21 protein-coding genes, 1 tRNA gene and 1 pseudogene are annotated in these 25671 nt (G+C 55.7%); 12 read left to right on the top strand and 11 right to left on the bottom strand.

Annotation, left to right across the window (positions count from 1 at the left end; translation table 11 throughout):
- Positions 1 to 2265: M10 family metallopeptidase C-terminal domain-containing protein (locus ABLQ08_RS07405; protein ID WP_352940479.1), on the bottom strand; the 2265-nt coding region annotated here is incomplete at its 3' end.
- 1306 nt (positions 2266 to 3571) lie between these two features.
- Here ABLQ08_RS07405 and ABLQ08_RS32655 point away from each other — a divergent pair.
- A pseudogene (locus ABLQ08_RS32655) lies at positions 3572 to 3783 on the top strand (ferritin-like domain-containing protein); the annotation flags it as partial.
- 541 nt (positions 3784 to 4324) lie between these two features.
- Here the strand turns inward: ABLQ08_RS32655 and ABLQ08_RS07400 are convergent.
- A tRNA-Ser gene (locus tag ABLQ08_RS07400) sits at positions 4325 to 4414 on the bottom strand.
- 463 nt (positions 4415 to 4877) lie between these two features.
- Between ABLQ08_RS07400 and ABLQ08_RS07395 the strand changes: the two genes are divergently transcribed.
- From ABLQ08_RS07395 to pabB, 5 genes are all read left to right on the top strand, one after another.
- A complete protein-coding gene (locus tag ABLQ08_RS07395) occupies positions 4878 to 5324 on the top strand; it encodes a hypothetical protein (protein ID WP_352940478.1) in 447 nt (148 codons plus the stop codon).
- Between the two features lie 182 nt (positions 5325 to 5506).
- A complete protein-coding gene (gene msrA, locus ABLQ08_RS07390) occupies positions 5507 to 6163 on the top strand; it encodes a peptide-methionine (S)-S-oxide reductase MsrA (RefSeq protein WP_352940477.1) in 657 nt (218 codons plus the stop codon).
- A 245-nt stretch (positions 6164 to 6408) separates the two neighbouring features.
- The gene (locus ABLQ08_RS07385; protein ID WP_352940476.1) at positions 6409 to 6732 is read left to right on the top strand and encodes a hypothetical protein; all 324 of its coding nucleotides are present in this window, start codon (positions 6409 to 6411) and stop codon (positions 6730 to 6732) included.
- A complete protein-coding gene (locus ABLQ08_RS07380; protein ID WP_352940475.1) occupies positions 6729 to 8219 on the top strand; it encodes a methyl-accepting chemotaxis protein in 1491 nt (496 codons plus the stop codon). The genes ABLQ08_RS07385 and ABLQ08_RS07380 overlap by 4 nt, the downstream gene beginning before the upstream one ends.
- A 189-nt stretch (positions 8220 to 8408) precedes the next feature.
- Positions 8409 to 10265 (top strand): aminodeoxychorismate synthase component I, encoded by a 1857-nt coding sequence (gene pabB, locus ABLQ08_RS07375; RefSeq protein WP_352940474.1) that lies wholly within the window; start codon positions 8409 to 8411, stop codon positions 10263 to 10265.
- 89 nt (positions 10266 to 10354) lie between these two features.
- Here the strand turns inward: pabB and ABLQ08_RS07370 are convergent, their stop codons facing one another.
- Positions 10355 to 10981, bottom strand: coding sequence for a TetR/AcrR family transcriptional regulator (locus ABLQ08_RS07370; protein WP_352940473.1), 627 nt, complete (start codon positions 10979 to 10981; stop codon positions 10355 to 10357).
- Between the two features lie 97 nt (positions 10982 to 11078).
- On the opposite strand from ABLQ08_RS07370, the gene ABLQ08_RS07365 reads away from it, so the two are divergent.
- A complete protein-coding gene (locus tag ABLQ08_RS07365; RefSeq protein ID WP_352940472.1) occupies positions 11079 to 11945 on the top strand; it encodes an MBL fold metallo-hydrolase in 867 nt (288 codons plus the stop codon).
- A gap of 135 nt (positions 11946 to 12080) precedes the next feature.
- On the opposite strand, the gene ABLQ08_RS07360 is transcribed toward ABLQ08_RS07365, so the two are convergent.
- Positions 12081 to 12731 (bottom strand): nucleotidyltransferase family protein, encoded by a 651-nt coding sequence (locus ABLQ08_RS07360; RefSeq protein WP_352940471.1) that lies wholly within the window; start codon positions 12729 to 12731, stop codon positions 12081 to 12083.
- A 618-nt stretch (positions 12732 to 13349) separates the two neighbouring features.
- Between ABLQ08_RS07360 and ABLQ08_RS07355 the strand changes: the two genes are divergently transcribed.
- Positions 13350 to 13682, top strand: coding sequence for a hypothetical protein (locus ABLQ08_RS07355; RefSeq protein ID WP_352940470.1), 333 nt, complete (start codon positions 13350 to 13352; stop codon positions 13680 to 13682).
- Between the two features lie 47 nt (positions 13683 to 13729).
- On the opposite strand, the gene pheT is transcribed toward ABLQ08_RS07355, so the two are convergent.
- From pheT to ABLQ08_RS07335, 4 genes are all read right to left on the bottom strand, one after another.
- Complete coding sequence (pheT, locus tag ABLQ08_RS07350) at positions 13730 to 16147, bottom strand: phenylalanine--tRNA ligase subunit beta (protein ID WP_352940469.1); 2418 nt, start codon at positions 16145 to 16147, stop codon at positions 13730 to 13732.
- A 63-nt stretch (positions 16148 to 16210) separates the two neighbouring features.
- A complete protein-coding gene (locus ABLQ08_RS07345) occupies positions 16211 to 16864 on the bottom strand; it encodes a phenylalanyl-tRNA synthetase subunit alpha (RefSeq protein WP_352940468.1) in 654 nt (217 codons plus the stop codon).
- 30 nt (positions 16865 to 16894) lie between these two features.
- On the bottom strand, positions 16895 to 17977 hold the full coding sequence (gene pheS, locus ABLQ08_RS07340; protein WP_352940467.1) for a phenylalanine--tRNA ligase subunit alpha: 1083 nt from the start codon (positions 17975 to 17977) through the stop codon (positions 16895 to 16897).
- Between the two features lie 596 nt (positions 17978 to 18573).
- Complete coding sequence (locus ABLQ08_RS07335) at positions 18574 to 19491, bottom strand: LysR substrate-binding domain-containing protein (protein ID WP_352940466.1); 918 nt, start codon at positions 19489 to 19491, stop codon at positions 18574 to 18576.
- A gap of 134 nt (positions 19492 to 19625) precedes the next feature.
- Here ABLQ08_RS07335 and ABLQ08_RS07330 point away from each other — a divergent pair, with 134 nt between their 5' ends.
- On the top strand, positions 19626 to 19763 hold the full coding sequence (locus ABLQ08_RS07330; RefSeq protein WP_352940465.1) for a hypothetical protein: 138 nt from the start codon (positions 19626 to 19628) through the stop codon (positions 19761 to 19763).
- A gap of 139 nt (positions 19764 to 19902) precedes the next feature.
- On the opposite strand, the gene ABLQ08_RS07325 is transcribed toward ABLQ08_RS07330, so the two are convergent.
- Positions 19903 to 20721 (bottom strand): DUF6058 family natural product biosynthesis protein, encoded by an 819-nt coding sequence (locus ABLQ08_RS07325; protein WP_352940464.1) that lies wholly within the window; start codon positions 20719 to 20721, stop codon positions 19903 to 19905.
- Between ABLQ08_RS07325 and ABLQ08_RS07320 the strand changes: the two genes are divergently transcribed.
- Positions 20720 to 21082, top strand: coding sequence for a MerR family transcriptional regulator (locus tag ABLQ08_RS07320; RefSeq protein WP_352940463.1), 363 nt, complete (start codon positions 20720 to 20722; stop codon positions 21080 to 21082). The two genes, ABLQ08_RS07325 and ABLQ08_RS07320, sit on opposite strands and share 2 nt — an antisense overlap.
- Complete coding sequence (locus tag ABLQ08_RS07315) at positions 21079 to 21678, top strand: short chain dehydrogenase (RefSeq protein WP_352940462.1); 600 nt, start codon at positions 21079 to 21081, stop codon at positions 21676 to 21678. Before ABLQ08_RS07320 ends, ABLQ08_RS07315 begins: the two co-directional genes overlap by 4 nt.
- 304 nt (positions 21679 to 21982) lie before the next feature.
- On the opposite strand, the gene lepA is transcribed toward ABLQ08_RS07315, so the two are convergent.
- Positions 21983 to 23788 carry a translation elongation factor 4 gene (lepA, locus tag ABLQ08_RS07310; RefSeq protein WP_352940461.1) on the bottom strand — a complete coding sequence of 602 codons (1806 nt, stop codon included), beginning with the start codon at positions 23786 to 23788 and terminating at the stop codon, positions 21983 to 21985.
- 236 nt (positions 23789 to 24024) lie between these two features.
- Here lepA and ABLQ08_RS07305 point away from each other — a divergent pair, with 236 nt between their 5' ends.
- The gene (locus ABLQ08_RS07305) at positions 24025 to 24540 is read left to right on the top strand and encodes a GNAT family N-acetyltransferase (protein ID WP_352940460.1); all 516 of its coding nucleotides are present in this window, start codon (positions 24025 to 24027) and stop codon (positions 24538 to 24540) included.
- A gap of 22 nt (positions 24541 to 24562) precedes the next feature.
- Here ABLQ08_RS07305 and mepA read toward each other — a convergent pair whose 3' ends face one another.
- The gene (mepA, locus tag ABLQ08_RS07300) at positions 24563 to 25663 is read right to left on the bottom strand and encodes a penicillin-insensitive murein endopeptidase (RefSeq protein WP_352940459.1); all 1101 of its coding nucleotides are present in this window, start codon (positions 25661 to 25663) and stop codon (positions 24563 to 24565) included.
- Positions 25664 to 25671 lie beyond the last annotated feature (8 nt).

The following is a 25671-nucleotide window of genomic DNA, read 5'->3' as shown; positions in this document are numbered from 1 at the left end:
CCAGTCATTGAAGCCGGACCCTGTCACGTTCTCGATTGACGTGAAGCTGTCTTTGCCTTCGCTGCTGCCGACATTGCGTCCGTTCCAACGAATATCAACCTTCACCGCACCGGAGACATTTTCATAAGTCACCGTGTCCGAATCGGCACCGCCGTCAAATGTGTCGTTGCCGGTACCGCCAATCAGCGTGTCGTTGCCGGTACCACCAATCAGCGCGTCGTCGCCGGTGCCGCCAATCAGAATGTCGTCACCGCCATTGCCTTGAAGCGTGTCGCTGCTGTCTCGACCCTCAAGAATGTTGTTCGCGTCGTTGCCGATGAGCTGGTCCGCACCGCTGCCGCCAATCGCATTCTCCATCACCGTCCCCCTCGCGATGAAGAAATTGCCGACAAGGCCGCCGATGTTGGAGGCCTGTTCCTCACGAAGATCGATGACCTGATCGGCCGAGAACCCACTGAAATCCAGCGTGTCGGTGCCGCCGTTGTCGACAATCGTGCCGGCGATCGGGTTTGTCGCATTCACGAAACTGTCGAGGTAGCCACTTGCCGTCGAATTGAAACCGTATGTCGTGTCACCCAGATGGATATTGTTTGGCGTGCCGTAAAGCTGTTGGATCGCAAGAATGTCGGCGATCATCGGGGTCAGAAGGTAGGCAAAGCTGGCATCGATATTTGTATTCTCGGTCTGATCGAAATACGACATGACCGACGCTTGCCAGGAATCATTCGCAAATAGATTATCGATGCCGTAAGTCGCAGTTTCGTCGTAATTTCCGGCATGTCCGAGACCGAGCGCATGACCGATTTCGTGGATGTAGGTCTGAAAGGAATAGCTGCCGAGTGAGGTTCCGTATGTATCCAGCCAGCCTGTCGAAATGTTAATGTCAGCTGACGTAATCGTTGATCCGGTGTTGAAAAATTCGGCATAGGCGCCTGCATTATTGTCGTCGAACGTGATCTGAGCACCGCTCGATACGAAACTGAAATTGATACCGGTTACCGCGGTCCATGCCTCCAGGGCGTTCGTGGCAAGATACTGACCCGCAGCCGTCAATCCCGTTATATCGACTGTCAGAAAGCCTCCGGGGGCGACATCGAACGCGAATTGCCCACCCCAATAATCCGAACTTAAATAATCCGCGACCCTGTCGTTTGCGTTGCCGACACGACTGGCTGACAGTTCGTAGTAACTGGTGTTTTCATAGACTATGCTGTCCACATCCAGGTAATAATAGCCTGATTCAGGAGCCACATACGAAACAGAAGCCTCAAGAGATGATTTTGTTCCGTTCGGTGGGTCGGATGCAAGGATTGTCCCCGCACTGTCGCGCAGTCGGAGGGCCAGATTATCTGTTGCATGGCTGACGATGTCAAAATCATACTCATTGTCGGCTTCAAGGTAGATGCGAATCCAATCAGCATTAAACCCGTTTGAATTCACGCCTGTAAACGTTTCTCCGACAGACATCTCGGACGTCGTGGCAGTGCTTGCCGCGGCGTCTCCGTTTTCATCCAATATGATTTTCTGCGTCGTCAGCTCATAAGAGCCGGAGAAAGAGCTGTGGGCTGGCGACGATACCCCCAGGTAATAGTCGCCCGTCGAGTAGGCCGTGTAGATGAGTGTTTCCAGCCCAGTACTAGATATACTCTGGCCCTCTGTCAGATACACTCCACCGAAATTCGAAAGTGTCAGGTACGCACTGGTATTATCTAGAGTAAACGCATAGGTTTCACCGGCTTCCAGCGATATCCGGACCCAATCCGCTTCACTGGAACCAGTATCATCAATAACTCCGGCAAAAGAGTCTCCTACCAACAGATTGTAATTGGTGGTGGTGTTGTCAGGAGCATCGTCGGTTTCGGTATCCGTGAAGAGGGGCTCTGGCAACGGATCCCGTGTTTCGACCGAAAGATCATACGATCCTGTGTCGAAACCCTGATCAGACGCGACGGAAACATAATAGGTGCCTGATGCCGTCGGCACGAAGTTCAAATAGGAATAGTAGCCTTCTCCGGCATCGTCATCCATAGCGACGAGCGATCCATCGGCGTCGAAAATCGTCAGCCAGGTGTCGATCAGCTCAAGAGAACCGGTCAAAGAAATCGCATATGTCTCGTCGGAACTTAATTCAATTCTGATCCAGTCGACATCGTTCAAGTCTGAAATCTCGCCCGAAAACGTATCTCCGACGGACATCGTGTAAGAGGTGCCGACATTGTCTGCTGCATCCGCTGTTTCAATATAGGCGGCGCTCGACATGCCCATGTCATCCATCGCCTGGAATGAGAAATTTGTTAAAGAATGTATTTCAGGAGAATTTCCGACCATATGAACTAACTCAGCAATTGTGGAACACAAACCATTCGGAGGAGAGAGATTGTGCGCTTGAACCGAGAGCGCCAAAAGGTTTCCCGAAAATCTGCAATCGTCACGCCCTTGATAATTTGTTAACCTATTTAGCCTTGCACGGACACGATTACCGCTAGTTGAAACCGGTAAAATTCACAAGGAAAATCTTTCTTTGGCTCTACTTAACTTAGCGAAAACTGCTTTGATACCTGCACTGCGCGCTGGCGCATTCTTCTGGTAATTAGCTTCAGTAGCGGGTGGTTTCGACGGTTTAATACTTGAGTTGTTCTTGTCAGAACCTCTCCGGGTCCTATGCTGTTGATTTACAAGCACTCTCGGTCCGGGGCACAGGGCCACCGCCTAGGTCGAATTGTCCTTTCCACGATAAGATCGTCCGAGTGACACGATGCGGCGACAGCTGTACCGGATATCAAAAGATCAATTTGATCTGCGTCTTCATTGGCCAGAATCTGTCCAGACAACCGGGGAAACGCGAGCGTGTCGCCAACCGACCTACCGTGTCCCAGCGCTCAGGCGAATTCGACACATGGAATGGACACAACCTGATTCTCAGATTCGCGTCAGGAAACTCTCGGCCTAGCGCATGAAAGCAAAGTGCGTCCATGGAATTCCTTTGTCTTCGAGAATCTTGAAGCGGTTGGAGGCATTGCATGGTGGTGAGGACTTGGAAAGACCACCTCTCATATTCCCATCGCGCAAAAACATGCCGGGTTGGCTTAAAACGGAGCATGACTTTCAGTCAAGTTTTCGCCATCGGGCATCGGAGAATGAACACCAACGGGACTTAGCAGGGCGTGTGCTCGCCCGTACTTTGCGCAATGTAACCAATGTGACGTATCGGCGAACGTTATTTCTCGCTCAATGCCGCATGATGATGTTGTCTTGGGAGCGTTAGGTCCTAAATGGAATAGACTATCCATATATTGCCCGATTTTTTCGCGTAACCAACGCAAGCTGGCCGCTGTTTCTTGTCCTTTTTCCTTGGAACACCCCAGAAGAAGTTTCAAAAATTTCTGTTTTTCGTTTTAGGCGTTGGGCTGCTCTTGAGGTTCACCATTCTATTTCGATTTCAAGCGAACGACCTGGATCTCATCTTAGAGCTGTCGTAAATTACGCAGCGGCATCTTGGTGGGGAGTCGTTATGAAAGGGATTGCGATAGTCATCAAGCGCCTTAACTAAGATCTCTTCCTCGAACTTTGCGTGATAAGCAAGTTCTGGGTGTATTATCATCTCTTGAACAACTGGGGCTTTCACACCTGGCGAAAAAAGAGCGAGAAGAAATCCATCGAGGAGATGCATCACGCTGATTAGTTGACCTACCGGATAATTTTCGGGAGGGTCTGTCCAACATGCAGAAGCTCGCGCCCTTGCGGATCGGCCAGAATGTCAAGGAAGTGCTCAAGTCCGACATTTACCGAAACCTCTTGCACCAGTCGCGTCCGGTTTGAGCGCTTGCTGCGTTGGGCGGAAGAAGTTAGGGAACTGGTAGTGGAAAATCGCAAGGCGTTGACTTTGGTGCTACAGAACCCGCTGTTCGGCATCAATGTCTCAGTCAATTTCGTGCATGATTGTGAGGCCAGTGGCAATTGACCCGGCTGACCCTTCGGGCCTTGTAATCTACAATCAATTGTTCGTTCATTAGCGCAGCACTGCCGGTCGCCTAGCTAGTCGATCGATCGTGGCTGGTTTGCCGCTAATACTCTCTGATCATGTTGGTACAAAGGTGTTCGCGATCAATCGCCTCCATACCATTCCTATGCGTTGGGAGGGGTAAAGTCGACTAAGCGCCGGCTGAGATGTAGTGAACGGGGTTCACATTCCCAGTTGCGTGGTAACAAGATTCAACTCCTGTCACAACCCAAAATAGACACGCAAAATTAACTATTGCGTCGATCCAGTTGGTGACATGATCATTGACCCAAAAGGTACTCAGCCTAAATTTTTTGAGAAAAATGGCGGACAGAGAGGGATTCGAACCCTCGATACGGTTGCCCGTATACACGCGTTCCAGGCGTGCGCCTTCAGCCACTCGGCCACCTGTCCGTTGCAAGCGTCACCCGCTTGAGTGGGGCGCAATATACTCAGGAACAGGGCAAGTGCAAGCACTAGAATGAGTTTTTTTTGATATGCCTTGTGCCTGTGGATTTTCAACTCGTTGCCAGGGTGAGAAGATGGTGATTTCCAGGGTTAAATTGCTGGGAGCGCTCTGAAAAAGAGTGAAACAGGTGAGGGCGATCGATCAGCATAAAGGCCCGATCTTGAACCGGATCGGCAATCGATTCGATGAAACGGATGGTCGATGTTGTGGTGCAGGGTGTGAGCCTCAAGCGAGCGCTTGATATCGAGGGGACTGAATTGCGAAATCACGTTTGCTGTCAAAATTGACCGTGCTCCGTCAACATATTGCGATTTATGCCTATATTCGGATGTGATCGGAACGATTTCAGCGCTGTTAAGCTCCGGAATCGTCACCAAAATCTCACAGGAATGTGTTGCATATCAAATCTTGTTCATTAGTTTTGGGTTATTAATTTTAGTTATAGGCAAGACCGGAGAACCGATATCTCCGGCAATCTCATTTCGAGTATTTCCCGACTTCGGGACGAGTAAGATTGAAAGCAAAACGATGATCAGTGTTTTAAAGTTTATATTCCGCATTTCGGGATACGGGTTCCTTGCCGTCGCGATTATTGCCGGAATTTCTGACGCCAGCAGTTCTATTGCGCAATCTCAGGTGCATCTCGCTCCTCTCGGTCAGGTTCTTTATGAATTCTTCCCGGACACGTTCCCGATTTTGCAGCCGGCTATCGAACGTCATATTCACCCGCTGCTCTGGGACCCTGTTGTCCTGACCATTCTCATCTGGCCAGTTTGGGCGTTTTTTGCGCCGCTCGGGCTGCTGCTTTTGTGGTTAGGGGCCAGGCGACGGCGTCACCAGGTTCAATTTGCCTGAAGCGTTGAAAATCTCGCACAGGCTTGTGACTGCCTCTTGGAAACATACGCCAACTGCGCCACATTTGGTAAAAGCACGATAATTCATCACAAGCCCGGGATCGTTGGGCCGCCTTCGGAAAGAGTGCTGAAGGCGGTCCTTGTATTTTTGGGATCCGGCTGGAGCGGTATCGGAGATCTAAAATGTCTTTCATGACCATGCTGACGAAGAAATTTTCCCTGCCCGGCAAGGAAGAGGCTTTGCCTGGCCGCCCTGAGGCCATCGAACCTGCCGATGCGCATTTCGTGAACGGCAATTCCTTGAAAGGCCCTTATCCGACGGGAATGGAAACGGTTCTTTTCGGCATGGGATGTTTCTGGGGAGCAGAACGGTTGTTCTGGCAGTTGCCCGGGGTTCATGTAACCGCGGTCGGATATGCGGGCGGCCATACACCCAATCCGACCTATCACGAGACGTGCACCGGTCGGACCGGGCATACAGAAGCGGTTCTGGTTGTTTATGATCCTGCGGTGATCGGTTTCGGCGATTTGTTGAAGGTTTTTTGGGAAAATCACGATCCAACCCAGGGCATGCGCCAGGGAAACGACACGGGTACGCAGTACCGCTCCGCAATTTACGTGAAGACGCCGGAAGAACTTCAGGTGGCGGAGCACTCGCGCGATGCTTACCAGGAAGCGCTGAAGAGCAGCGGTGTGGCATCCTCGATCACAACAGAAATTCGCCAGCTAGATACATTCTATTTTGCAGAAGACTATCACCAGCAGTACCTGGCCAAGAACCCTTCAGGATATTGCGGCATTGGCGGTACAGGTGTCGCCTGTCCCACAGGGTTGGGGTAATCCGCGTGAAACCAGTCTGAATTCGAGCCGGCGCTGCAATGCGTCGGCTTTTTTGATGCCGGTCGAAGGTCCCTTGTAAATTATACGGGTTGTCTTGATGGTATTCGTGCAATGAAATCGCACGACCGGAGTTAACCCTTCAGAATAGGCTCCTCAATCGGCCGGTTTAATTCAACATTTCAGATTTTATTAAATTTGGAATGCAAAGCTTCGGCTCACGCACATCTGCGTCGAGGTCTGAGTGAGTGAGCAAATCCGCGAAAATCTTTGCGGCAACCTATTTCCTGGGTTGTTGCATTCTAATGCTGCTGGGCGCTCTGGTGCCGGGCAGCAACGGGCTTGTTGCGGTTGTTGCCAAACCCTGGGGGAAGACTGCCGTTGAGGTGGTTGCCAATGCCGAGGGTCGGATCATCTTCGTACGCGATGGTGCATGGGTGGCGTTGACGGAAGCCACCGATCAGGAATTTATCGACCGACTCTATAAGTCGGGGGCAGGGTTTGTTGCCTCATCCGCCGTTGCATTCGCATGCGCGCGCTGGATCGGGGTATCTTTGGAGAGGGCAACATGAGTGAGACGGCACCTTTGGTTTCCGGTCTGGACAGTTTCCGGGAAAGATTTTCCAGGATTGTAATCTATTTCACCTGGTTCAACGTGTTCCTGGTAATGGGGACGGCCTTGTTGATCGGGAACGTCTCTGTTGTGACGGTTTTCGGCGCGGCGCTCCTGCTCGGTGCCGCTGCAACCGGTGCCTGGGTGAAATTTGGTGCCGGTGTCGAGACCCGATTGGCAACAGCCATGTCCCTTGCCGGTCTGGTGGCATTGTTTGTGGCGTCCCTGTCGACGCCGGACGGCCAGAATTCGTTCCAGCTTGATGGCCACATGTATTTCTTTGCCGTTCTGGCCATCCTCGCAAGCTGGGTCGACTGGCGCGCCCTGGTGGCCTATGCGGCTGTGGTTGCCGTACATCACCTTGTTCTGAACTTCGCCATGCCCTGGGCGGTTTTCCCGAACGGCGCAGATTTCGGCCGGGTTGTTTTCCATGCCGTCATAGTGGTGGCTGAAGTCGGCGCGCTCTGGTGGATGACAAACAGCCTGGCAAACGCCTTCGCCGCTTCCGATCGTGCCCGGGAAGAAGCCGAAGAGGCACGCACTCAGGCGGTTCACCTGCAGGAGGAAAACGCTCAACACGACGATAAGGAGCGTGAGAAGCAGGAGATCATCAGCCAGCGGATCGCATCGTTCCAGCACGAAATTTCCGCCAAGCTGGACGGAGTGGGTGTGAAGGTTCACGAAATGCGGTCTTCCGCTGAAGAGCTCGGTGCAGTCGCCCAGGATACGACCGGTCGTGCCAGCTCCGTGTCCGAAGCCTCGGAAACCGCATCTTCCAATGTGCAGATGGTAGCATCGGCGGCTGAGGAACTGTCTTCCTCGATCGCGGAAATCTCCCGCCAGGTTGAGCAGACGACCGGTATCGTTGTCCAGGCAACTGAAAACGCACAGACCTCCAACCAGAAGGTTGCCGGTTTGGCTGAAGCTGCCAATCGTATCGGCGAGGTTGTCACGCTCATCCAGGCCATCGCCGAACAAACCAACCTCCTGGCCTTGAACGCAACGATCGAGGCGGCTCGCGCAGGTGAGGCCGGCAAGGGCTTTGCGGTTGTGGCAGCTGAAGTGAAGGAGCTGGCCAACCAGACGTCAAAGGCAACCGAGGAAATCGGTGCGCAGATCTCGGCGATCCAGGCGGAAACGAAAGACGCCGTTGAATCGATCGGTGCCATTGCCGCAACGATGGATGAAGTCAACAGCTACACGGCTGCGATCGCCGCGGCGGTTGATGAGCAAGGCGCTGCAACGCAGGAAATTTCCAGAAATGTTGCGGAAGCTGCGGACGGCACCGGTCGGGTTGCCGCCAATATCGGCGGTGTCCGGGAGTCGGTTGAGCGGACAAGCCAGTCGGCTTCCTCGATGGCCGGTGTGACGGAAGTTCTGGATGCAGAGGCGAGCGATATGCGCAGATCCATCGACGCTTTCCTGCGCGATGTGGCAGCTGCCTGATCCATACCTGAAACGCAAGAATGAAAGACCGGTCGGTTTTCGGCCGGTCTTTGTCGTGTCTGAGTACCAGAACACTTGACCTGATGTCGCATGGATGTCATGAGCCGCTCTTTACGAGCCACTTGAGCGATATGAAACAGGGCACAATATGGTCGATAATGCAGCCTGCATTGGGAATCGGCACGACTGATGTCTGATAGCGCGTTAAAGCCCGGATCGATACTGCTTCTGGACCTCCTGAAGCAGCGTTCAGCGCTCTTGTTTGAAGCGCCCGGCGAGATTGTGACCTGTACCTCACTGGATGAGGTGCCGGGCTGTCTGGCCCGGCTTGAGGCTGCGCAGGCTGAGGGCAGGTTTGCAGCCGGTTATCTCGCTTACGAACTCGGCTTCGCTTTTGAAGAAAAACTGAAGAAGCGGTTTGTCGAAACGGGCGAACCCCTGCTGTGGTTCGGCCTTTACGATCAGGCGACCCCCATCGGACTGGAAGAAGCACGTACGCTGCTGGAAGAGGCAGGTGGCACCCGCGCGGCATCCGTTCGCAAGCCCGATTTTGATATGGACCGAGCCGCCTATGCTGATGCCTTCAGCCAAGTCCGGCAGCATTTGGCGCAAGGCGATATCTATCAGGTCAATCTGACCATGCGGGCGCGGCTCGCCCATCAGGGTTCGCCGGAAAACCTGTTCCTGGATCTGTTACGCCGGCAGCCGGTCGAATTTGCTGCCTTCATCCGGATGGAGGACAGAACTGTTTTGTCCCTGTCACCGGAGCTGTTTCTGGAACGGCAGGGAACGAGGCTGCGCACGAAACCCATGAAGGGTACTGCACCGCGCGGGCGTTATGCTTCCGAAGACACGCTGATAGCCCGCGATCTGGCCAGGGATCCCAAGCAGCGCTCTGAAAACACAATGATTGTCGACCTGATGCGCAACGACCTGTCACGCATCGCCGCAACGGGGACGGTAAAGGTCACGAAACTGTGCGAGGTGGAACGTTACCAAAGTCTGCACCAGATGACCTCGACGGTGGAGGCTGAAGTTCCTGAAAGCGTCGGCTTTGCGACGGTCATCGAGCGCCTTTTCCCCTGTGGCTCGATCACGGGTGCCCCGAAGCTCAGCGCTATGCAGATCGCCCATGACCTGGAGACGGGTCCTCGTGGCGTCTACACCGGGTCGATCGGGTATCTGCAGCCCGGGGGTGATTTCAGGTTGAACGTCGCTATCCGAACCCTGGTCCTGCGCACTGACGGTGCAGGTGAGGCCGGTACCGGATCGGGCGTCGTGTTCGATTCCGGCGCGGCACCGGAATACGATGAGTGCATCTTGAAGCTGAAATTCATGACCGAGGACACGCCGGAATTCGATCTGATCGAGACGATGGCCCATGATCCGGAAGAAGGTTATCTGCTGTTCGACAGGCATTTGCAGCGCCTGCAGAAATCCGCCTCCTATTTCAGTTTCGATTTTGATGAAGACAAGGTTCGCGCAGCCCTTCTGGAAAAAGCGGCCGGCTTCACAGGCGCGCAGCGGGTCCGGTTGCTTTTGAACGCGCAGGGCAATGTCTCCATCACCTCGACCGACCTGACCCCGGTCGACCAGTCCACCGTATTCAATCTGGTTCTGGCCAGTGAGCGCACCCGGTCCGACGACCGCTTCCTATATCACAAGACCACGAACAGGGCATTTTATGACGACACCAGAATGCGCTATCAGGCGGAGACGGGTTGTCAGGAAGTTCTGTTCGAGAACGAAGACGGGTTCCTCACCGAGGGCAGCTACATGACACTGTTCCTGAAGAAAGATGGCAGACTGCTGACGCCGGCGCTGAAACACGGCGTTCTGCCAGGCACATTGCGAGCTGGCCTCTTGGAGCGTGGGCTCGCGTTCGAAGCCGATCTGACGCGGCAGGATCTGGAAACATCAGAAGAAGTTTTTGTCGGTAATTCCGTGCGTGGTCTTGTCCGCGGGCGCTTGATGTCAGCCGTTCAGGCTTCTGAGGAAGACCAGTTGGAAAACCCTGCAGCGCAAGTGAAGCTTCAGGCAGGCTGATAACAGTTGATCCGTTGGTGGGGTGGCCAATTGGTTTAACTGATGGCTTGCAGGCTGGGCGTGTGGGGTGTGCTTGCCAGCAAGCGTATCTAGTTCAATTGAGACGGCAATCCGAGCATGAAGGCGGATGCCAGGTCGGATATTTCCGCAACGCGTGCGGCATCTGTTTCTCTTTTGTTGAGCCAGGTCAGGGCGAGCAACGACAGGATCATGGACCGCCGGGAGACCGCAATTTCACCCAGCTTCCTTCGCGACAAGCCGGTAAGATCCAGATGCCTGCGTATGACCTCTGATTCCAGATCAAGCATATGAACGATCAGCGCCTCGTTCTTGTCAAAGGCGTTTGGTTCCAGGTCGTGAACCTCGGCAAAATCATTCAGCGTGAGCCGTACAATGCCTTTGCGCTCTGAAAAAAAGCGCGTTGATCTAAGGCACAACTCTCTTATCGCGGCATCACCCTGCAAGTCTTCCGGAAAGTCCAGAAGCGCTGTTTCTCTCGTAAGGGCCTCCTCAATCAAGGCCGAGAGAATCCCGCCGAGACCCTGAAAGTGATTGTAGATCGATGCAGGCTCTATGCCGACGCGGCGAGCGATTTCCCGTAGCTTGAACCCTGAGGGACCTTGCTCACCGCACAGCTCTTCCGCAGCGATCAATATCGCTTCGCGCGTTGAATATTCAGCATATTCCGCAGCAATTTTTCTCGGCCGTCCTGCCATGTTCACTCATCCGTGATGATCGTCGGAGATCGTTTTGATTGACTTCATTACTAACAATGTTAGTTAAAGCGAACAACGTTAGTTTTGGAGAAGCGAAATGTCACTGAAACCCTTGTTGATTGCCACTACAGTGCTTGCAACGAGCTCCGTTGCCAGCGCTCAGGATGCGACGATGACCGAAGTTGCGGACGGTGTTTTCCACTTCTTTGCCATGGGATATTCCAGCATGGTGGTTGTCGGCGAAGACGGTGTGCTGGTGACCGATCCATCCTTCACGCCACGCGCAAAGATCCTTCAGGCGGAACTTGAAAAAGTCACGGACAAGCCGGTGACCCATGTCGCCTTGAGCCACGAACACTTCGACCATGTCGGTGGAACGGAAGTGTTCGAAGGGGCAGAGATCATCATGCAGGAAAACGGAATTGACATTCTGAAGCTGTCGCCATTGATGCCGACACCCGAAGTGACCACGACCTTCGATGATGAACTGACGGTCGACCTTGGCAATCAGGCGGTTGAACTGAGACATCTGGCCGTTGGCGATGGCGTTGCAACGACGGTCGCGCGCGTTGCCGAAAGCAATGTTGTGTTCTCAGTTGACATGTACATGCCGCAGGAATTTTCGCCCCATGAGTTCAAGGAGGACACGAACTTCGTTGGCACCGGAATCATTCTGAATACGCTGGTCGACTGGAACCCTTCATATGCGATCAACGGCCACTCGGCGGGAAACAGCGTCGAGGCGTTGCAGGAAAATGCGCAGTTCTTCAACGAACTTCAGGCCAGGGTGGAGGCGAAGTTTCAGGAAGCATTTGCCAGCGGTGACCCGGCCGCACCCTGGAATTTGCTGTTTTCCATTTCCGGGGAAATCGAAATGCCGGAATACTCTGATTGGGAAAACTACGAAACCGCGTTTCCTGCCTACGTTCGCCGGATGGCCCTGTCTGTATTGCACGGTGGATGACTACAATAATGATGCGGGAGCCTTGCTCGAAAAACTTGGGCAAGGCTCATTCTGTTTGACATTATTGCGTTGGCCATGAGGAACGGCGTTACGTGCCCGCAAATCGCAGCGACGCATGGCCTCCCGGAAGGGACGTCAGTTGTTTCCTTCCCAGGGCAGCACTGTCAGTTCCGGCCAAAGTGCCTTCATACGTGCAGCTTTTTCCGCATAGGTTTCCGGATTCATCTGGGAATAATTCGGCACCAGCCGCATGCCGAAAAGGTTGGCGAGGCCGAACGGAGCGTGAAGGACAAGCTTTTCGGCATCATCCAATCTGGCCGCAACCGCATGCGTACGAGCTGCATAAGTGGTCAGTGCGTCCATCGAGCAGTCCAGAGGCCGGTAATGCCGTCCGAAGCGCTGCTCGTACCACAGGTGTACGCGTGCCTGATTCCTCACTTCCAGCAGTTCGGCAAGGTCGGGAAGGGTGGAGTTGACCCTCTTGATGACGGTGTCTTCTGCCTCGTAGGACATGTCCGACCCATCGAAATAGATGATGTCGAAGTCCTTGATGCCATGGAAATGCGGTCGCCCGGTCAAGACGTTCCAAACGGTCTGGTAAATGCCGCCTGAAACCAGCCATGCATCGGGCAATTGCAGGTCACGGACGGCCTTGAGCATCTTCACGATATGCGGCACGGACAGCAGGATTTCTTCAAGCACCGCCAGACGGTCCTGCTCGCTGGTCGCATAAGGGTCGCCGAGTTTGGTGTTGAACGCGGGTAGAGTGGCGTCACCGGTCAGCATGGATGGAACCTTTCGAATGCGGGCGAACACCCTACGCGATTCTGACTTGATGAAAACGACCCAAATTGGTTGAGACTTGACCCATCACAACTATCTGTCCTTTGGACAAGGATAAAATGCAGGCTTATCTAAGCACTCACGCGTAGCTTGACAGGGCATCTGTCAGTGCCATGTCCATAAGTAGGTCAACTTACTCGGAAAATCCTAATGCGAAAATGTCTTGAATTCAGGCCGGCTAACACCGGCAAAATGTTTCTGATCGCATCTGCAGTCTCACTATTCAGTTTAGCTACCATTCAAACATCTGAAGCACAGTCCCGCAGGCCGGATTCCCGCACCATGACGTGCGCCCAGGTTCAGTCCATGATCAATCAGCAGGGCGCGGTTGTCCTGAGTACAGGGCAATACACCTTTGATCGCTATGTTTCGAACAGGAACTTCTGTCAACGCGGGGAGGTCACGAGACGGGACTATGTGCCGACCAAAGACAACAACAAATGCTACGTCGAGCGCTGTATCGAGTATTCGCCGTTTTATTTTAACTAGAGCGGGTCGGTTAGACCCATAAGTTGCCGGCCTTCCAGAGAAGGGCCGGCAGATGAACCGGGAACCTGAACGATGGCTGAAAATCGCTTCTTGGTTGACCTTGTCCGCATTGCTGGTCGGACGGCCGGGGCAGTTGTCATTTCGGCTCTGGCAACGCAGTCAGTCTTGGCGCAGGCAGGGCGACCGGACACACGGCAACTGACCTGCGCACAGGCACAGTCACTTGTCCAGCAGCGTGGCACAGTGGTTATGAACACCGGCCCGACGACCTTTGAAAAGTTCATTTCTGATGCGCGGTACTGCCTGCCTCAGACCAATCAGGTCCGGCCGGTAATCGCGCCCACAAAAGACAATCCGAAATGTCCCGTCGGCAATCGCTGTTATCAGAACCGCAGGATCCGATAAGAAAACCGCGCGGAAGGTTCCGCGCGGCCTTTTTTCCAGTTCAGGTCTCAGCCTCTCAAAGAACCGCCGGTTGCCTTTTCGACATTGGCGATGATCTTCTTGGCAATCGTGTCGATCTCCTCGTCCGTCAGGGTCTTCTGACGAGGCTGGATAAGGACGTCGATTGCGACCGACTTCTGGTCTTCCGGAACGCCTTGCCCTTCGTAAATGTCGAACAGCGTGACATCAGCAACGAGGTTCTTTTCAGCACCACGAGCCGCTTTCAGCAGCGTTTCCGCGGTCACGTCCTTGGAGACCAGGAATGCGAAATCGCGCCGGACGGGCATCAGGTGACTTGCGTTCAACGCACCTTTTGAGCGGCCGCCCTTGCTCTTCGGCTGTGGTAGCGCATCCAGGTAGATCTCGAACGCGACAAGCGGACCTTCAATGTCCAGTGCCGCAAGTGTGCGCGGATGGATCTCGCCGAAGACTGCGAGCGTGTTCTTCGGTCCGAGTTTCAGGCAGCCGGAACGACCGGGATGGAAGGTTGCCGGCGCATCGGTATAGACCTGCAGCTTCTCGACAGGCGCGCCAATGGCCGCCAGTGCGGCACCGGCATCTGCCTTTGCGTCGAAGACATCGACGTTTTCCGAGGCGCCCGACCAGTGACGTCCACCACCTTGCAGCTTGGCGGTTCCACGGCGAACGCCTGCGGCAACCATTTTCTGACCTTCCGGCGTATCGTTCTGGAAGATCTGTCCGACCTCAAACAGCGCCACATCACCGAAGCCACGATCGGCGTTGCGCTGGGCTGCGGCCAGAAGACCCGGCAACAGGCTCGGACGCATGTCGGACATTTCCGGCGAAATCGGATTGGCGAGCGCCAGTTCCGGCTTGCCGCCGCCGAAAAGGTCTGCCTGTTCCTTGGAGATGAACGACCAGGTGACGGCTTCGTTGAAACCGCGCGCAGCCAGGGCCCGACGCGCCTTGTTGCGGCGAATCTGGCCGGTGGTCAGAACCTTCTGGCCGACAGAGCCGGTTGGCGGCAGCGGCGTGAAGGGAACCCGGTCGAGGCCGATGATACGCACCACTTCTTCAACCAGATCAGCTTTGCCTTCAATGTCCGGCCGCCAGCTAGGGGCAGCCACCTTCACCGTGTCTCCGGAACCGGAGATCCAGAAGCCGAGGGACTTCAGAACCAGGTTGGCTTCGGCCTGTGGAACATCGACACCGGACAGGCGGTTGATTTCCGAATAGGGGAATTCGATGATGTTTGCGCTGTCGGGGATGCTGCCCGCCTGGATCGTATCGGAGGCTTCGCCGCCGCACAGATCCAGAACCATGCGTGTCGCATACTCCAGTCCCGGCATCATGTAGTCGGGGTCGACACCGCGTTCGAAACGATAGCGGGCATCGGTGTGGACACCCAGCTTGCGACCGGTTGATGCAATGCCGTCTTCGTCCCACAGAGCGGATTCGATCAGGACATTGACTGTTTCCTCGGTACAGCCGGAAGGCTCGCCACCCAGGATGCCACCAAGGCTTTCAACGCTGTTGTCGTCGGAAATAACGCAGACGCTGTCATCCAGCTCGTAGGACTTGCCGTTGAGGCCATCGATGCTCTCACCGGTTTTGCCACGCCGGACGACGAGGTTGCCATGAACCTTGTCCGCATCGAAGACGTGAAGCGGACGGCCCTGGTCAAAGGTGATGTAGTTGGTGATGTCCACCAGAATGTTGATCGGACGCAATCCGATTGCGGTCAGGCGATCCTGAAGCCACTTCGGAGAAGGGCCGTTCTTGACGCCCTTCACCAGACGCAGGCCGAACGCCTTGCAGAGCGGCTGGGTGTCGCCGAAATCAAGAGTGACATCGACCGGGCATGGGTAGCTGCCACGGATCTGCTCGTGAGAGCGCTCTTTCAGCTTGCCGAGACCTGAAGCCGCCAGGTCGCGGGCAATTCCGTAGACGCCGGTGCAGTCCGGACGGTTCGGTGTCAGGCCGATCTCGATAACAGGCTCGTCCAAACCGGCCCATTCGGCGTAGTTGACACCGACCGGTGCGTCATCTGGAAGATCGATGATGCCGTCATGTTCGTCCGAGAGCTCAAGCTCGCGCTCGGAACACATCATGCCGAAGCTTTCCACGTCACGGATCTTGCCGACGGACAGCGTGACATCGAGGCCCGGAATGTAGTCGCCAGGCTTGCCGAGAACACCGACGAGACCGGCGCGCGCATTCGGAGCGCCGCAAACGATCTGGATCGGATCACCTTCGCCCGCGTCCACCTTGAGGACACGCAAGCGGTCCGCATTCGGGTGTTGTTCGGCATGGAGCACCTTGGCAATCCGGAAGGTCTTGAGGCGGTCGGCGCGGTTGGTCACTTCCTCGACTTCCAGGCCGATCATGGTGAGACGTTCAACGATCTCTTCCAGGCCGGCGTCGGTTTCCAGGTGCTCCTTGAGCCAGGAAAGGGTGAATTTCATGGTTTTAACTCTTTATCGGTCGAGCGGCATGTCGTGGCCGCGAAATTTCTGAAGGAAGGCGCGTCAGTTGCCGAACCGGTCGACTTCGGGCAGCACGGTCGCCTGGCCGTAGCTTTCCGCAAACCGGCGTCCGATTTCCGAGAAATCCTCGGTCCAGCGCCGCACCATGTCCGGTGTGATCTGCTGGCCGGTCGCAATGGACTGGGCGGCTTCCGTTTCAATGCGGTCGCGCAAGATGCCAAGCTCCACCTGAGCGGCATATTCCGCCCGGTACTTGCCGAGCCAGCCCATGGCGACGATCACCACCATCACCAGAAGGGCTGCCGTGCTGGTCAGTCCCGCCCATTTGGCGGTGCCGCCAATGCGCCGGTCACTGGCAATCAGCACAATCGAGGCAATGGTCAGAAACGCGACGATATAGATCGCCTGCAGAAAGCTCTGGTACTTTTCAGCAGAGCTAGCTTCATGACCTGCCCGCAGCCGGGTGATCCGGTCCCTCAGGTAAAGAAGGGCGTCGGCCTCGGTGCCAAGCTTCTCGCGAAAATAAGTGTCGCAGAAGCGAAGGCGCCCACGGCTTTCGATTTTCTCGGCACAGGCTTCCAGAAAGGAAGTCGGCGTCGGAACGCGGGTGTCCTGGTCCGCAGTCTGCGCCGCCGCAGGAAGCAGGGTGGCCAGGCAAAGTGCGATGGCAAGGAAAAAGCGGGTCAGCGTTGGCATGGATGGTCGCCCCTCATCAGATCCTGGCGGTTAACTGGACAATCCGCCGAACAGCGTCGGCAGATCGAGCGGGCGGAAGCCGTAATGCTGGATCCAGCGTACATCGGCATCGAAGAATGCACGAAGGTCCGGCATGCCGTATTTCAGCATCGCGATCCGGTCGATCCCCATGCCCCAGGCAAAGCCCTGGTAGACATCCGGGTCGAGGCCGCAATTACGGATGACATTGGGATGCACCATGCCGCAGCCGAGAATTTCCAGCCAGTCTTCACCCTGACCGATCTTGACTTCGCTGCCGGACCGGTCGCACTGGATGTCAACTTCCATGGACGGTTCGGTGAACGGGAAGAAGCTCGGACGGAAACGCATCTTGATGTCGTCAACCTCGAAGAACGACTTGCAGAATTCCTGCAGAACCCACTTCAGGTGACCGAAATGGCTTTCCTTGTCGATGACAAGTCCTTCCACCTGGTGGAACATCGGCGTGTGCGTCTGATCACTGTCACAGCGATAGGTCCGGCCCGGAATGATCACGCGGATCGGCGGTTCCTGGTTCCGCATCGTCCGGATCTGCACCGGAGAGGTGTGCGTGCGCAGGAGCAGACGTTCGCCGTCTTCCTTCTCATTGAAGAAGAACGTGTCATGCATCTCGCGCGCCGGATGGCCCTCCGGAAAGTTCAGGGCGGTGAAGTTCAGTTCATCGGTTTCGATGTCCGGACCTTCGGCAATGGAAAAGCCCATGTCCGCAAAGATGGCCGTCAGCTCGTCAATGACCTGGCTGACCGGGTGAATACGTCCGGCTTCGACAGGTGACGGGCGCAGCGGCAGGGAAACATCAACCTTTTCACTGGCAAGGCGAGCTTCCAGAGCCGCTTCCGCCAGAACGGATTTTCGCGCCGAGATGGCGTCTGTGATCTTGGACTTCAAGCCGTTGAGGGCAGGGCCCATTGTCTGGCGCTCTTCCGGCGTCATCTTGCCGAGTGTTTTCATCTGCTCGGAGATCTTGCCCTTCTTGCCAAGGGCATGGACCCGGACATCTTCAAGCGAGGCTTCGGTTTCCGCGCCTTCAATGGCTGCCAGAAGATCGGATTCAAGTGTATCGAGATTGGACATGCGTACTCGGTAGTCGGTTCGCGCAAGAACGCGCGGATTTAGGTCGAAACTGAAAGTCGGGGTCTTTTAGCGAATAATTGCGCACAATGCCACGGCCTCGAACGCATTATTGCGTGAGACCCCGGTGAAGAGAAAAGCGCCGGAATTCTAGCGCGTTAGCGCATAAATCGCCCGCAGGCGGGACCTTGCAGTTCAGGAAGCCGCACGTTTTCAGCGCGCAGCTGCAACGATATCGCGGCGCGGCCAGCTTGGCAGGAATGTGCGGTGCGGCAGGTCATGGCCGGTAATTTACTGAAAGACAGGCTGAAGGCAAGGGGAAATGGGCTACACACAAATCGTGATGCGATTTGGTGGTCAACTGAAGACCGTGTTTCGATACTTCCATTCGTCTTTCCGGACAGCGCAGCGCTAAGCTCTGTCGCGCGCTCCGGAAATCAGACTTCAGTGAGAGGGGAGCGAGCTCATTCTTTTGGGGTCCATCCGAAAATATTCCGGCTGCGCCTGTGGCGCGAAACATGTCCGGATTTCGGGTCGGCGCGCAGCTTTGCTGCACTTGTTCGAAGGGATCTGTCTTCTCAAACGATGAATGATCAAACCTACTCCACTACCTCATCCGCCCCCTTCGGTCTTCCGATGGACGTCTGCAGCTCGTCCCTCAGCCAGTCGCCAAATGCCTGTTTTGCCTTTGTCCGTGGTGCGTTCCTGCCGCTGATCAGCCAGTAGCCGAGGCCGGTTGCTGGTCTTTGAGGGAAGGGGGAGACGACCTGCCCGGACTTGACCGCGTAAACGGCCAGCGTCTCCCAGGCAAGAAAAACGCCCTGACCGGCAATGGCCGCATCAAGGCACAAGGAACCGTCGGAAAAGGTCGGGCCATCCTTGAGAATGCTTTCGCCCAAACCGAAGAGGTCCAACCATGTCTTCCAGGTAAACATCTGGCCGGGATCATGAATGATCGGCAATTTTCCGATATCCGCTGGTTCCTTGATCTGCTCGGCAAGAGCAGGGCTGCACACCGGGAAAACCCGCTGGTTGAGCAGCTTTTCCGCATTCAGCCCGGGATAGGGGCCATGGCCGACACGGATGCACAGATCGACATCGCTGGTGTCCGGGTCGACCAGATCCACAGTTGCCTCCACGCGAACCCTGACGCCGGGATTGGCCTTGTTGAAGTTTTTGAGGTGCCAGACCAGCCACTTCCCGGCAAAGACGGGTGCAACCGAGATGGTCAGGGAATCTTCGCGGCCACGCTGGGTGGTGGCGATGGCCGTTGAAAGCGAAGACATCGCGGACGTCAGGTGAGGCTGCATTGCCAGCATATGAGCTGTCGGCAGGAGCAGGCGGTTCTGCCGTTCGAAGAGCTGCACACCAAGCTGCGCTTCGGTTTTCTGGACCTGTTGGCTGACGGCACCAACGGTGACGCCGAGCTCTTCGGCGGCGAGCTTGATCGAGCCAAGCCGGGCAACGGCTTCCACGGCTCTCAGGCCTGACAGGTGAATGCGATTCAGGTTCTTCATTTTAGAATTTCTAAATCGAAAGCCAGAATAAGTCGATTTTTTTATTGGCGAAGGATGCGTATATGTAGAGCCAAGCTAAATTCACAAAAAGGAATTTGGCCATGAAAAAAACAATAATAAGGAGAATGAAAATCATGATGAAATGGTTCATCCGTAAGCAGCTCACCGCCAAGTCCCCGGCTGTCTATGACCGCAGAGACTTGCTGGCTCACCCTGAAATTCAGCGCATGAGCCCGCGTGAACTTGCAGACCTGCCGTTCAATCGGCACTAAGTTCAAAGACCGGCTGAAAGGCCGGTCATCCGAACCTCCCGATCGGCCCATCAGCAAGATCTGGCCGGTTGGCACAATCTACCAAATCAGAAAACGGCGCCTGGATCGGATCCGGCGCCGTTTCTGGTTTTGAACCTGCTTACATCCTCAGGTACTTCTTTCGAACGTCGATGATGCATCTTTGCCGTGACGATTGCTTGACTTCATGTGGAGCAAAGTCGGATTCGACGCTGTCCAGCAGATCCACCAGTTTGCGCAGTATCTCTTGATCGTCCGGGGCACTGCCAAACTCCGGGTCGGAAGTCAGCGCTTCGACAAATCGCACACAGGACTGCTTCAGGAAAATCGTCTCCGGCAGTCCGTCACGTGTGCAGACGCCAAAGGTTCCCTTGAGAAAATGATCCCAGGTCGCCAGACGGTGATCTGAGCCGAATTGGGACATGACGGCCGGCGCTCGTTCGCAAAGCCTTTTTCCCAGAGGGCCTGCAAGAAAGGCAGTCCCTGCTGCTTCATACCGGGCTTCAAAGTAGGCCCGTGCCGAGGCTTCATCCAAGAGGCCGTACCTGGCGACACAGTCGTACCAGTGATGATGGCCTTTCAATTGAAAGCGGTATGTTTGCTTGTCCTGAAAAGGCTCGAAGAACGACGTCAGCTTACCGCTTGCCGAGTAAGTGTAGGAAGGTAGCGGAAAGATCCTCAAGTGATAGAAACTGCGGAGATCTTCGACGCTGATTTCACAGAGTGTTGCGAATTGCTCTTCCTCCAGGAAATTTTCAAACAAGTAAGACAACAACATATCGAGTCCCCGTTCCTTCGGGCTCTTTAGCAACATCATGTGCAGTGGTGCTTCGATATGGATCGAAGTATTGGTGGCGACGAGAGTCGGAAAACTCGGCGCTTGACTTGGAGTGGCTCCAGACGGGTAGGCTTTACCAGGCAACAGGTGAGCGAACGACATGCGGATATCAGAAGCTTCAATGAAAAGCGGTTTGAGCGCCGATACGATCCGGTACTACGAGAAATCCGGCATTGTTCCGGCCATTGATCGCGGACCGGACGGGCTTCGAAATTTTTCTCCCGAAAATGTCGAGTGGCTGACATTGCTTTATTGGTTGCGCAAGACAGGTATGCCGATGAAGGAAATGTGCCGATTTGCGGAGCTCTACCGTTTGGGCAACAGGACGATCCCGGAAAGGAAGTCCGTGTTGCTGCGTCACTCAGAGCGATTGAAGGCACGGCAACAGGAGCTCGAAAGATGCGCGGAAATTCTTGATTACAAACTAGCGGCTTACGAGAATATCGAGGGCGGAAAACAATGAAAATACTTGTGGTTGGTGCTGCTGGCAACGTCGGCTGCGCAGTCTGTGACGAGCTCAAGGAGCGTCACGAGATTATCACGGCGGGTCGATCTTCTGGCGACATCAGGGTGGATCTGACGAACGAAGAGAGCATCATCGCGCTCTATCGAGAAGCCGGTCAGGTCGACGCAGTTGTCTCCGCTGTCGGGGATGTCAGGTTTGAGCGCCTTGCTGACATGACGCGCGAAAAATACCTGTTTGGCCTGGAGCGAAAGGTCCTTGGACAGGTAAATCTCGTCCTGCAGGGCCTGGAGGTCGTTGCCGACAACGGGTCTTTCACGCTCACCAGCGGCATCCTCGACCGGGATCCAGTATTGCGTGGAAGCGGGGCGGCAATCTGTAACGGCGCTCTTGCCGGCTTCGTCGCTGCTGCCGCAATCGATCTGCCGCGTGGAATGCGCGTGAACGTGGTAAGTCCCGGTTTGCTGCAGGTTTCCGCCGAGCGTTACGGCGTCATGTTTCCCGGTCACGACCCTGTATCTTCAAGGCGAGTCGGCCTTGCCTATGCAAAATGCGTTGAAGGAGCAGGGACCGGGCAGGTGGTGACGGTGGATTGAGCGGACGACCAGCGGGAAGTTCGCTTGACGGCCCTTCAGGCCTAACTCTCGCGCGCGTTCGCAACTTGTGAAGGTCCGCTGGACCTTTGGGTCGGAGGTAGCCCGACTGGTCTGCCTGTTCGACGGCACTTCGTGTCTTACTCTCACAGGCGTTCGCCCCTTCGATTGATCCACTGGATCGATCGATCACGTGTAGCGTGACCGCTTTAGCCCGCTCGACGGTGCTGCGCACCTTACCCTCGCGTGCATTCGCAGCTCCCAAAGGTCCACTGGACCTTTGGGTCGGACCTAGCCCGACCGCTGCTCACTCATCCATCTTCAGAGCCTGGATGAAGGCCTCCTGCGGGATTTCGACCTTGCCGAACTGACGCATCTTCTTCTTGCCCGCCTTCTGCTTCTCAAGAAGCTTGCGCTTACGGGTGGCATCGCCACCGTAACATTTGGCGGTCACGTCCTTGCGCAGGGCAGCGATGGTTTCGCGCGCGATCACGCGGCCGCCAAGTGCTGCCTGAATCGGGATCTTGAACATGTGCCGAGGGATCAGGTCCTTCAGTTTCTCACACATGGCACGGCCGCGGCGCTCTGCCTGACTGCGGTGAACGAGCACTGAGAGCGCATCGACCGGTTCCTCGTTGACAAGGATCGACATCTTGACGAGATCACCCGCCCGGTAGTCGGAAATCTGATAATCGAAGGAGGCATAGCCTTTGGAAATCGACTTCAGGCGATCGTAAAAGTCGAAGACCACTTCGTTGAGCGGCAGGTCATAGGAGACCATGGCCCGGGACCCGACATAGGAAAGGTCCACCTGTATGCCGCGCCGTTCCTGGCAAAGCTTCAAGATGCCACCGAGATACTCATCCGGTGTCATGATCGTCGCCCGGATCCACGGTTCACGGATTTCGGAAATCTTCACAACGTCCGGCATGTCGGCCGGATTGTGCAGCTCCACATCCGATCCATCGGTCATGGTCATTTGATAAACCACCGAGGGTGCGGTCGCGATCAGGTCGAGATTGAATTCGCGGTAGAGGCGTTCCTGAATGATTTCAAGGTGCAACAGACCAAGGAAGCCACAGCGGAAACCGAAACCGAGCGCTGCAGACGTTTCCATTTCATAGGAGAAGCTGGCATCGTTGAGCCGAAGCTTGCCCATTGCGGCGCGCAGGTCTTCAAAATCATTGGCGTCGACCGGGAATAGTCCGCAGAAAACCACCGGTTGAGCCGGTTTGAAGCCTGGCAGCGGTTCCGTGCAAGGTTTCTTGTCGAGGGTGATGGTATCACCAACGCGGGTGTCGGCTACTTCCTTGATGGACCCTGTAATCACGCCGATCTCCCCGGCGCGCAGTTCGTCCACCTGAATGAATTTCGGGGTCATGACACCAACGCGGTCGATGTCATACGAAGCCCCGGTGCCCATCATCTTGATCTTCTGCCCCTTTTTCAAAGAGCCGTTGATCACGCGCACCAGCACCATCACGCCGAGATAGGTGTCGTACCAGCTGTCGACCAGCATCGCCTTGAGCGTGTCGTCCGGGTCGCCCTCCGGTGCCGGCAGTTTCTGGACAATGGCCTCCAGAACGTCGTCAACGCCCATGCCGGTCTTGGCAGAGATCATGCAGGCATCGGACGCATCAATACCGATGACGTCCTCAATCTGTTCCTTGATCCGGTCCGGCTCGGCTGCCGGCAGGTCGATCTTGTTCAGGACTGTGACGATCTCGTGGTCGTTGTCGATCGCCTGATAGACGTTGGCCAGCGTCTGCGCTTCCACGCCTTGGGAGGCATCGACCACAAGCAGCGAACCTTCACAAGCTGCCAGCGAGCGGGAAACCTCATAGGCAAAATCCACGTGACCCGGGGTGTCGATCAGGTTCAGCGTATATTGCTGACCGTCCTTGGCATCATAAATCAGCCGGACAGTCTGCGCCTTGATCGTAATGCCACGCTCGCGCTCGATATCCATGCTATCGAGAACCTGCTCGGTCATTTCGCGGTCGGTCATCGTGCCGGTCATCTGGATCAGGCGGTCGGCCAGCGTCGACTTGCCGTGATCGATATGGGCCACGATGGAGAAATTGCGGATGTTGGAAAGCGTCTTCGTCGTCATGGCCGCCCGTTTACCACCGCAATTCGATTTCGCCTAGTGGAATGCGCGTGTCCGGGCCCGAATTCTGATGGTTTTTAGGCAGCTTTCAGCAGTTGAAGAGCAGAAGGGGCAGGAGCGAAGCATCAGACTCCACCGTCTGGATATGCGAATTGTAATTTTTACGGAGGTAAAAAGGACATCGAAGCGACTTCAACAGTGTGTTAGCAATGGCCTGACCACTTGCAAATGGGCTTTTCATGAACATCCGAAATGCCGAACCTCACGATGTTCCGGCGATCCTCGATCTTTATAACCGGGCGGTTCGGGAAACGACCGCTGCCTGGACCACACGCGAAGAAACGCTTGACGACAGGCTGACCTGGTTTGAAGCCCGCAAGAGCCAGGGATTGCCGGTGATCGTCGCAGTCGGGTCGGATGACGAGGTTCTGGGGTTCGCCAGCTACGGTCCCTTTCGGCCTAAGGAAGGTTACCGGCTGACTGCAGAGCATACGATCTACGTTGATCCGGAAGTGCAGAAACAGGGCATTGGCCGTGGTCTCCTTGCGCGCCTCCTTGAAATTGCCGGCGTGCACGGTATTCACGTGCTTGTCGGCGTGGTCGATAGCGACAACAAGGCGTCGATTGCCTTGCACGAAAAGCTCGGATTTGAAAAAACAGGTCACATGCCGCAGGTCGGCACGAAATTCGGCCGTTGGCTGAATCTTGTCTTCCTGACGAAGGTCCTCAGTCCCATGGAACCGCCGGAGCGGTAACCGGGGTCGGCGTTGAAACCGTTCAGTTCGCTGTCAAAACGGTTCGGCAGGCCTTGGGAAGCGCCGCCAGGGCCATTGGACGTTTCTTGACGACTTTCGGTTTTTCGCCGGGTTTCTTCGGTTTTTTGGGCACCCAGGGCTCATCGGACAACCAGTAGGTCAGGTTCTGACCGCAGCCGTCCCCTGGAGGAGGAGGGTTCTGGTTCTTGCAACCACCGCTGCCGGGCGGGCAGGCCAGCCTGACATGAAAGTGGTAATGATGCCCCCACCACGGGCGCACCTTGCGCAGCCAGGTCCGGTTCTTGCTCTTTTCAAACTCGCAAAGTGCTTTCTTGATGGTCGGATTGACAAAAATCCTGGCAACGCGTTTGTCCGACGCGGCACGCCGGATCAGACGGGCGTGGTCATTTGACCATTTCGCGGGATCAACCCTGCGGTCTGCTCCCTTGACGTCGAGCGGTCCTTTGAGCATGGAGATCGCGGAAATCTCCTCGCGTTCCTCAGCCGTCAAACGCCGGTTCGGCATTTCCGTCAGCCAGATATCGGCATCGAGGCCGATCTGGTGGCTTGCGTGACCGGTCAGCATCGGTCCGCCGCGCGGCTGTGCCAGGTCTCCGACCAGAAGCCCATTCCAGCCAACGCTCGGAGCGTCTCTTGCAAGATCCTGAAGGTAGTCAATCAGGACCGGATGTCCCCAGTTGCGATTGCGCGAAAGCCGCATTGCCTGCCACGTCGGTCCGTCCGGCGGCAGGGAGGCGCCACCCGCAAGGCAGCCCTTGGCATAGGAGCCGATGGCGCGGGCTTTCAGAGGAGCCGGGCCGTCAGCTGCACCGAAATAGTCCTTGGCCGGCAACTGCGAATAGAGCACTAGCTTGGGTTTGCTTGCGACATAACCGTCCGGCACTGCTCGCTTCTTGATCGGGACCGGCGTCCCGGCGATCCGCTTTGGGGCCGGACTGTCGCTTTGAGTGACCGTACCACCTGGTTTTGCCGCAGGCACCGGGCTGGCAGCATCGACCTGGGCAATGGTCATCAGCGCGACAAGCGCACCTGCCACGCCGGTGAAGGAGAACTTTCGGAAGGTCGGCGCGGAAACCCGCGCCGTTTGTCTACGCTGGGCCACTTCTGGAA

The sequence above is a fragment of the Roseibium sp. SCP14 genome (assembly GCF_040329475.1).
Classification (GTDB): Bacteria; Pseudomonadota; Alphaproteobacteria; order Rhizobiales; family Stappiaceae; genus Roseibium.
The sequence above is the reverse complement of the archived record's forward strand: the minus strand, read 5'-3'. Positions and strand labels throughout refer to the sequence as shown.

What these genes read in the sequence shown, in the direction of transcription:
- pheS (WP_352940467.1), bottom strand. Translation starts at nt 17,977, where the DNA reads ATGTCCAATCTCGATACACTTGAATCCGATCTTCTGGCAGCCATTGAA.
- ABLQ08_RS07315 (WP_352940462.1), top strand. Translation starts at nt 21,079, where the DNA reads ATGAAAATACTTGTGGTTGGTGCTGCTGGCAACGTCGGCTGCGCAGTC.
- pheT (WP_352940469.1), bottom strand. Translation starts at nt 16,147, where the DNA reads ATGAAATTCACCCTTTCCTGGCTCAAGGAGCACCTGGAAACCGACGCC.
- ABLQ08_RS07380 (WP_352940475.1), top strand. Translation starts at nt 6,729, where the DNA reads ATGAGTGAGACGGCACCTTTGGTTTCCGGTCTGGACAGTTTCCGGGAA.
- ABLQ08_RS07370 (WP_352940473.1), bottom strand. Translation starts at nt 10,981, where the DNA reads ATGGCAGGACGGCCGAGAAAAATTGCTGCGGAATATGCTGAATATTCA.
- ABLQ08_RS07360 (WP_352940471.1), bottom strand. Translation starts at nt 12,731, where the DNA reads ATGCTGACCGGTGACGCCACTCTACCCGCGTTCAACACCAAACTCGGC.
- ABLQ08_RS07335 (WP_352940466.1), bottom strand. Translation starts at nt 19,491, where the DNA reads ATGAAGAACCTGAATCGCATTCACCTGTCAGGCCTGAGAGCCGTGGAA.
- lepA (WP_352940461.1), bottom strand. Translation starts at nt 23,788, where the DNA reads ATGACGACGAAGACGCTTTCCAACATCCGCAATTTCTCCATCGTGGCC.
- msrA (WP_352940477.1), top strand. Translation starts at nt 5,507, where the DNA reads ATGTCTTTCATGACCATGCTGACGAAGAAATTTTCCCTGCCCGGCAAG.
- pabB (WP_352940474.1), top strand. Translation starts at nt 8,409, where the DNA reads ATGTCTGATAGCGCGTTAAAGCCCGGATCGATACTGCTTCTGGACCTC.
- ABLQ08_RS07365 (WP_352940472.1), top strand. Translation starts at nt 11,079, where the DNA reads ATGTCACTGAAACCCTTGTTGATTGCCACTACAGTGCTTGCAACGAGC.
- ABLQ08_RS07330 (WP_352940465.1), top strand. Translation starts at nt 19,626, where the DNA reads ATGATGAAATGGTTCATCCGTAAGCAGCTCACCGCCAAGTCCCCGGCT.
- ABLQ08_RS07325 (WP_352940464.1), bottom strand. Translation starts at nt 20,721, where the DNA reads ATGTCGTTCGCTCACCTGTTGCCTGGTAAAGCCTACCCGTCTGGAGCC.
- ABLQ08_RS07320 (WP_352940463.1), top strand. Translation starts at nt 20,720, where the DNA reads ATGCGGATATCAGAAGCTTCAATGAAAAGCGGTTTGAGCGCCGATACG.
- ABLQ08_RS07305 (WP_352940460.1), top strand. Translation starts at nt 24,025, where the DNA reads ATGAACATCCGAAATGCCGAACCTCACGATGTTCCGGCGATCCTCGAT.
- ABLQ08_RS07355 (WP_352940470.1), top strand. Translation starts at nt 13,350, where the DNA reads ATGGCTGAAAATCGCTTCTTGGTTGACCTTGTCCGCATTGCTGGTCGG.
- ABLQ08_RS07345 (WP_352940468.1), bottom strand. Translation starts at nt 16,864, where the DNA reads ATGCCAACGCTGACCCGCTTTTTCCTTGCCATCGCACTTTGCCTGGCC.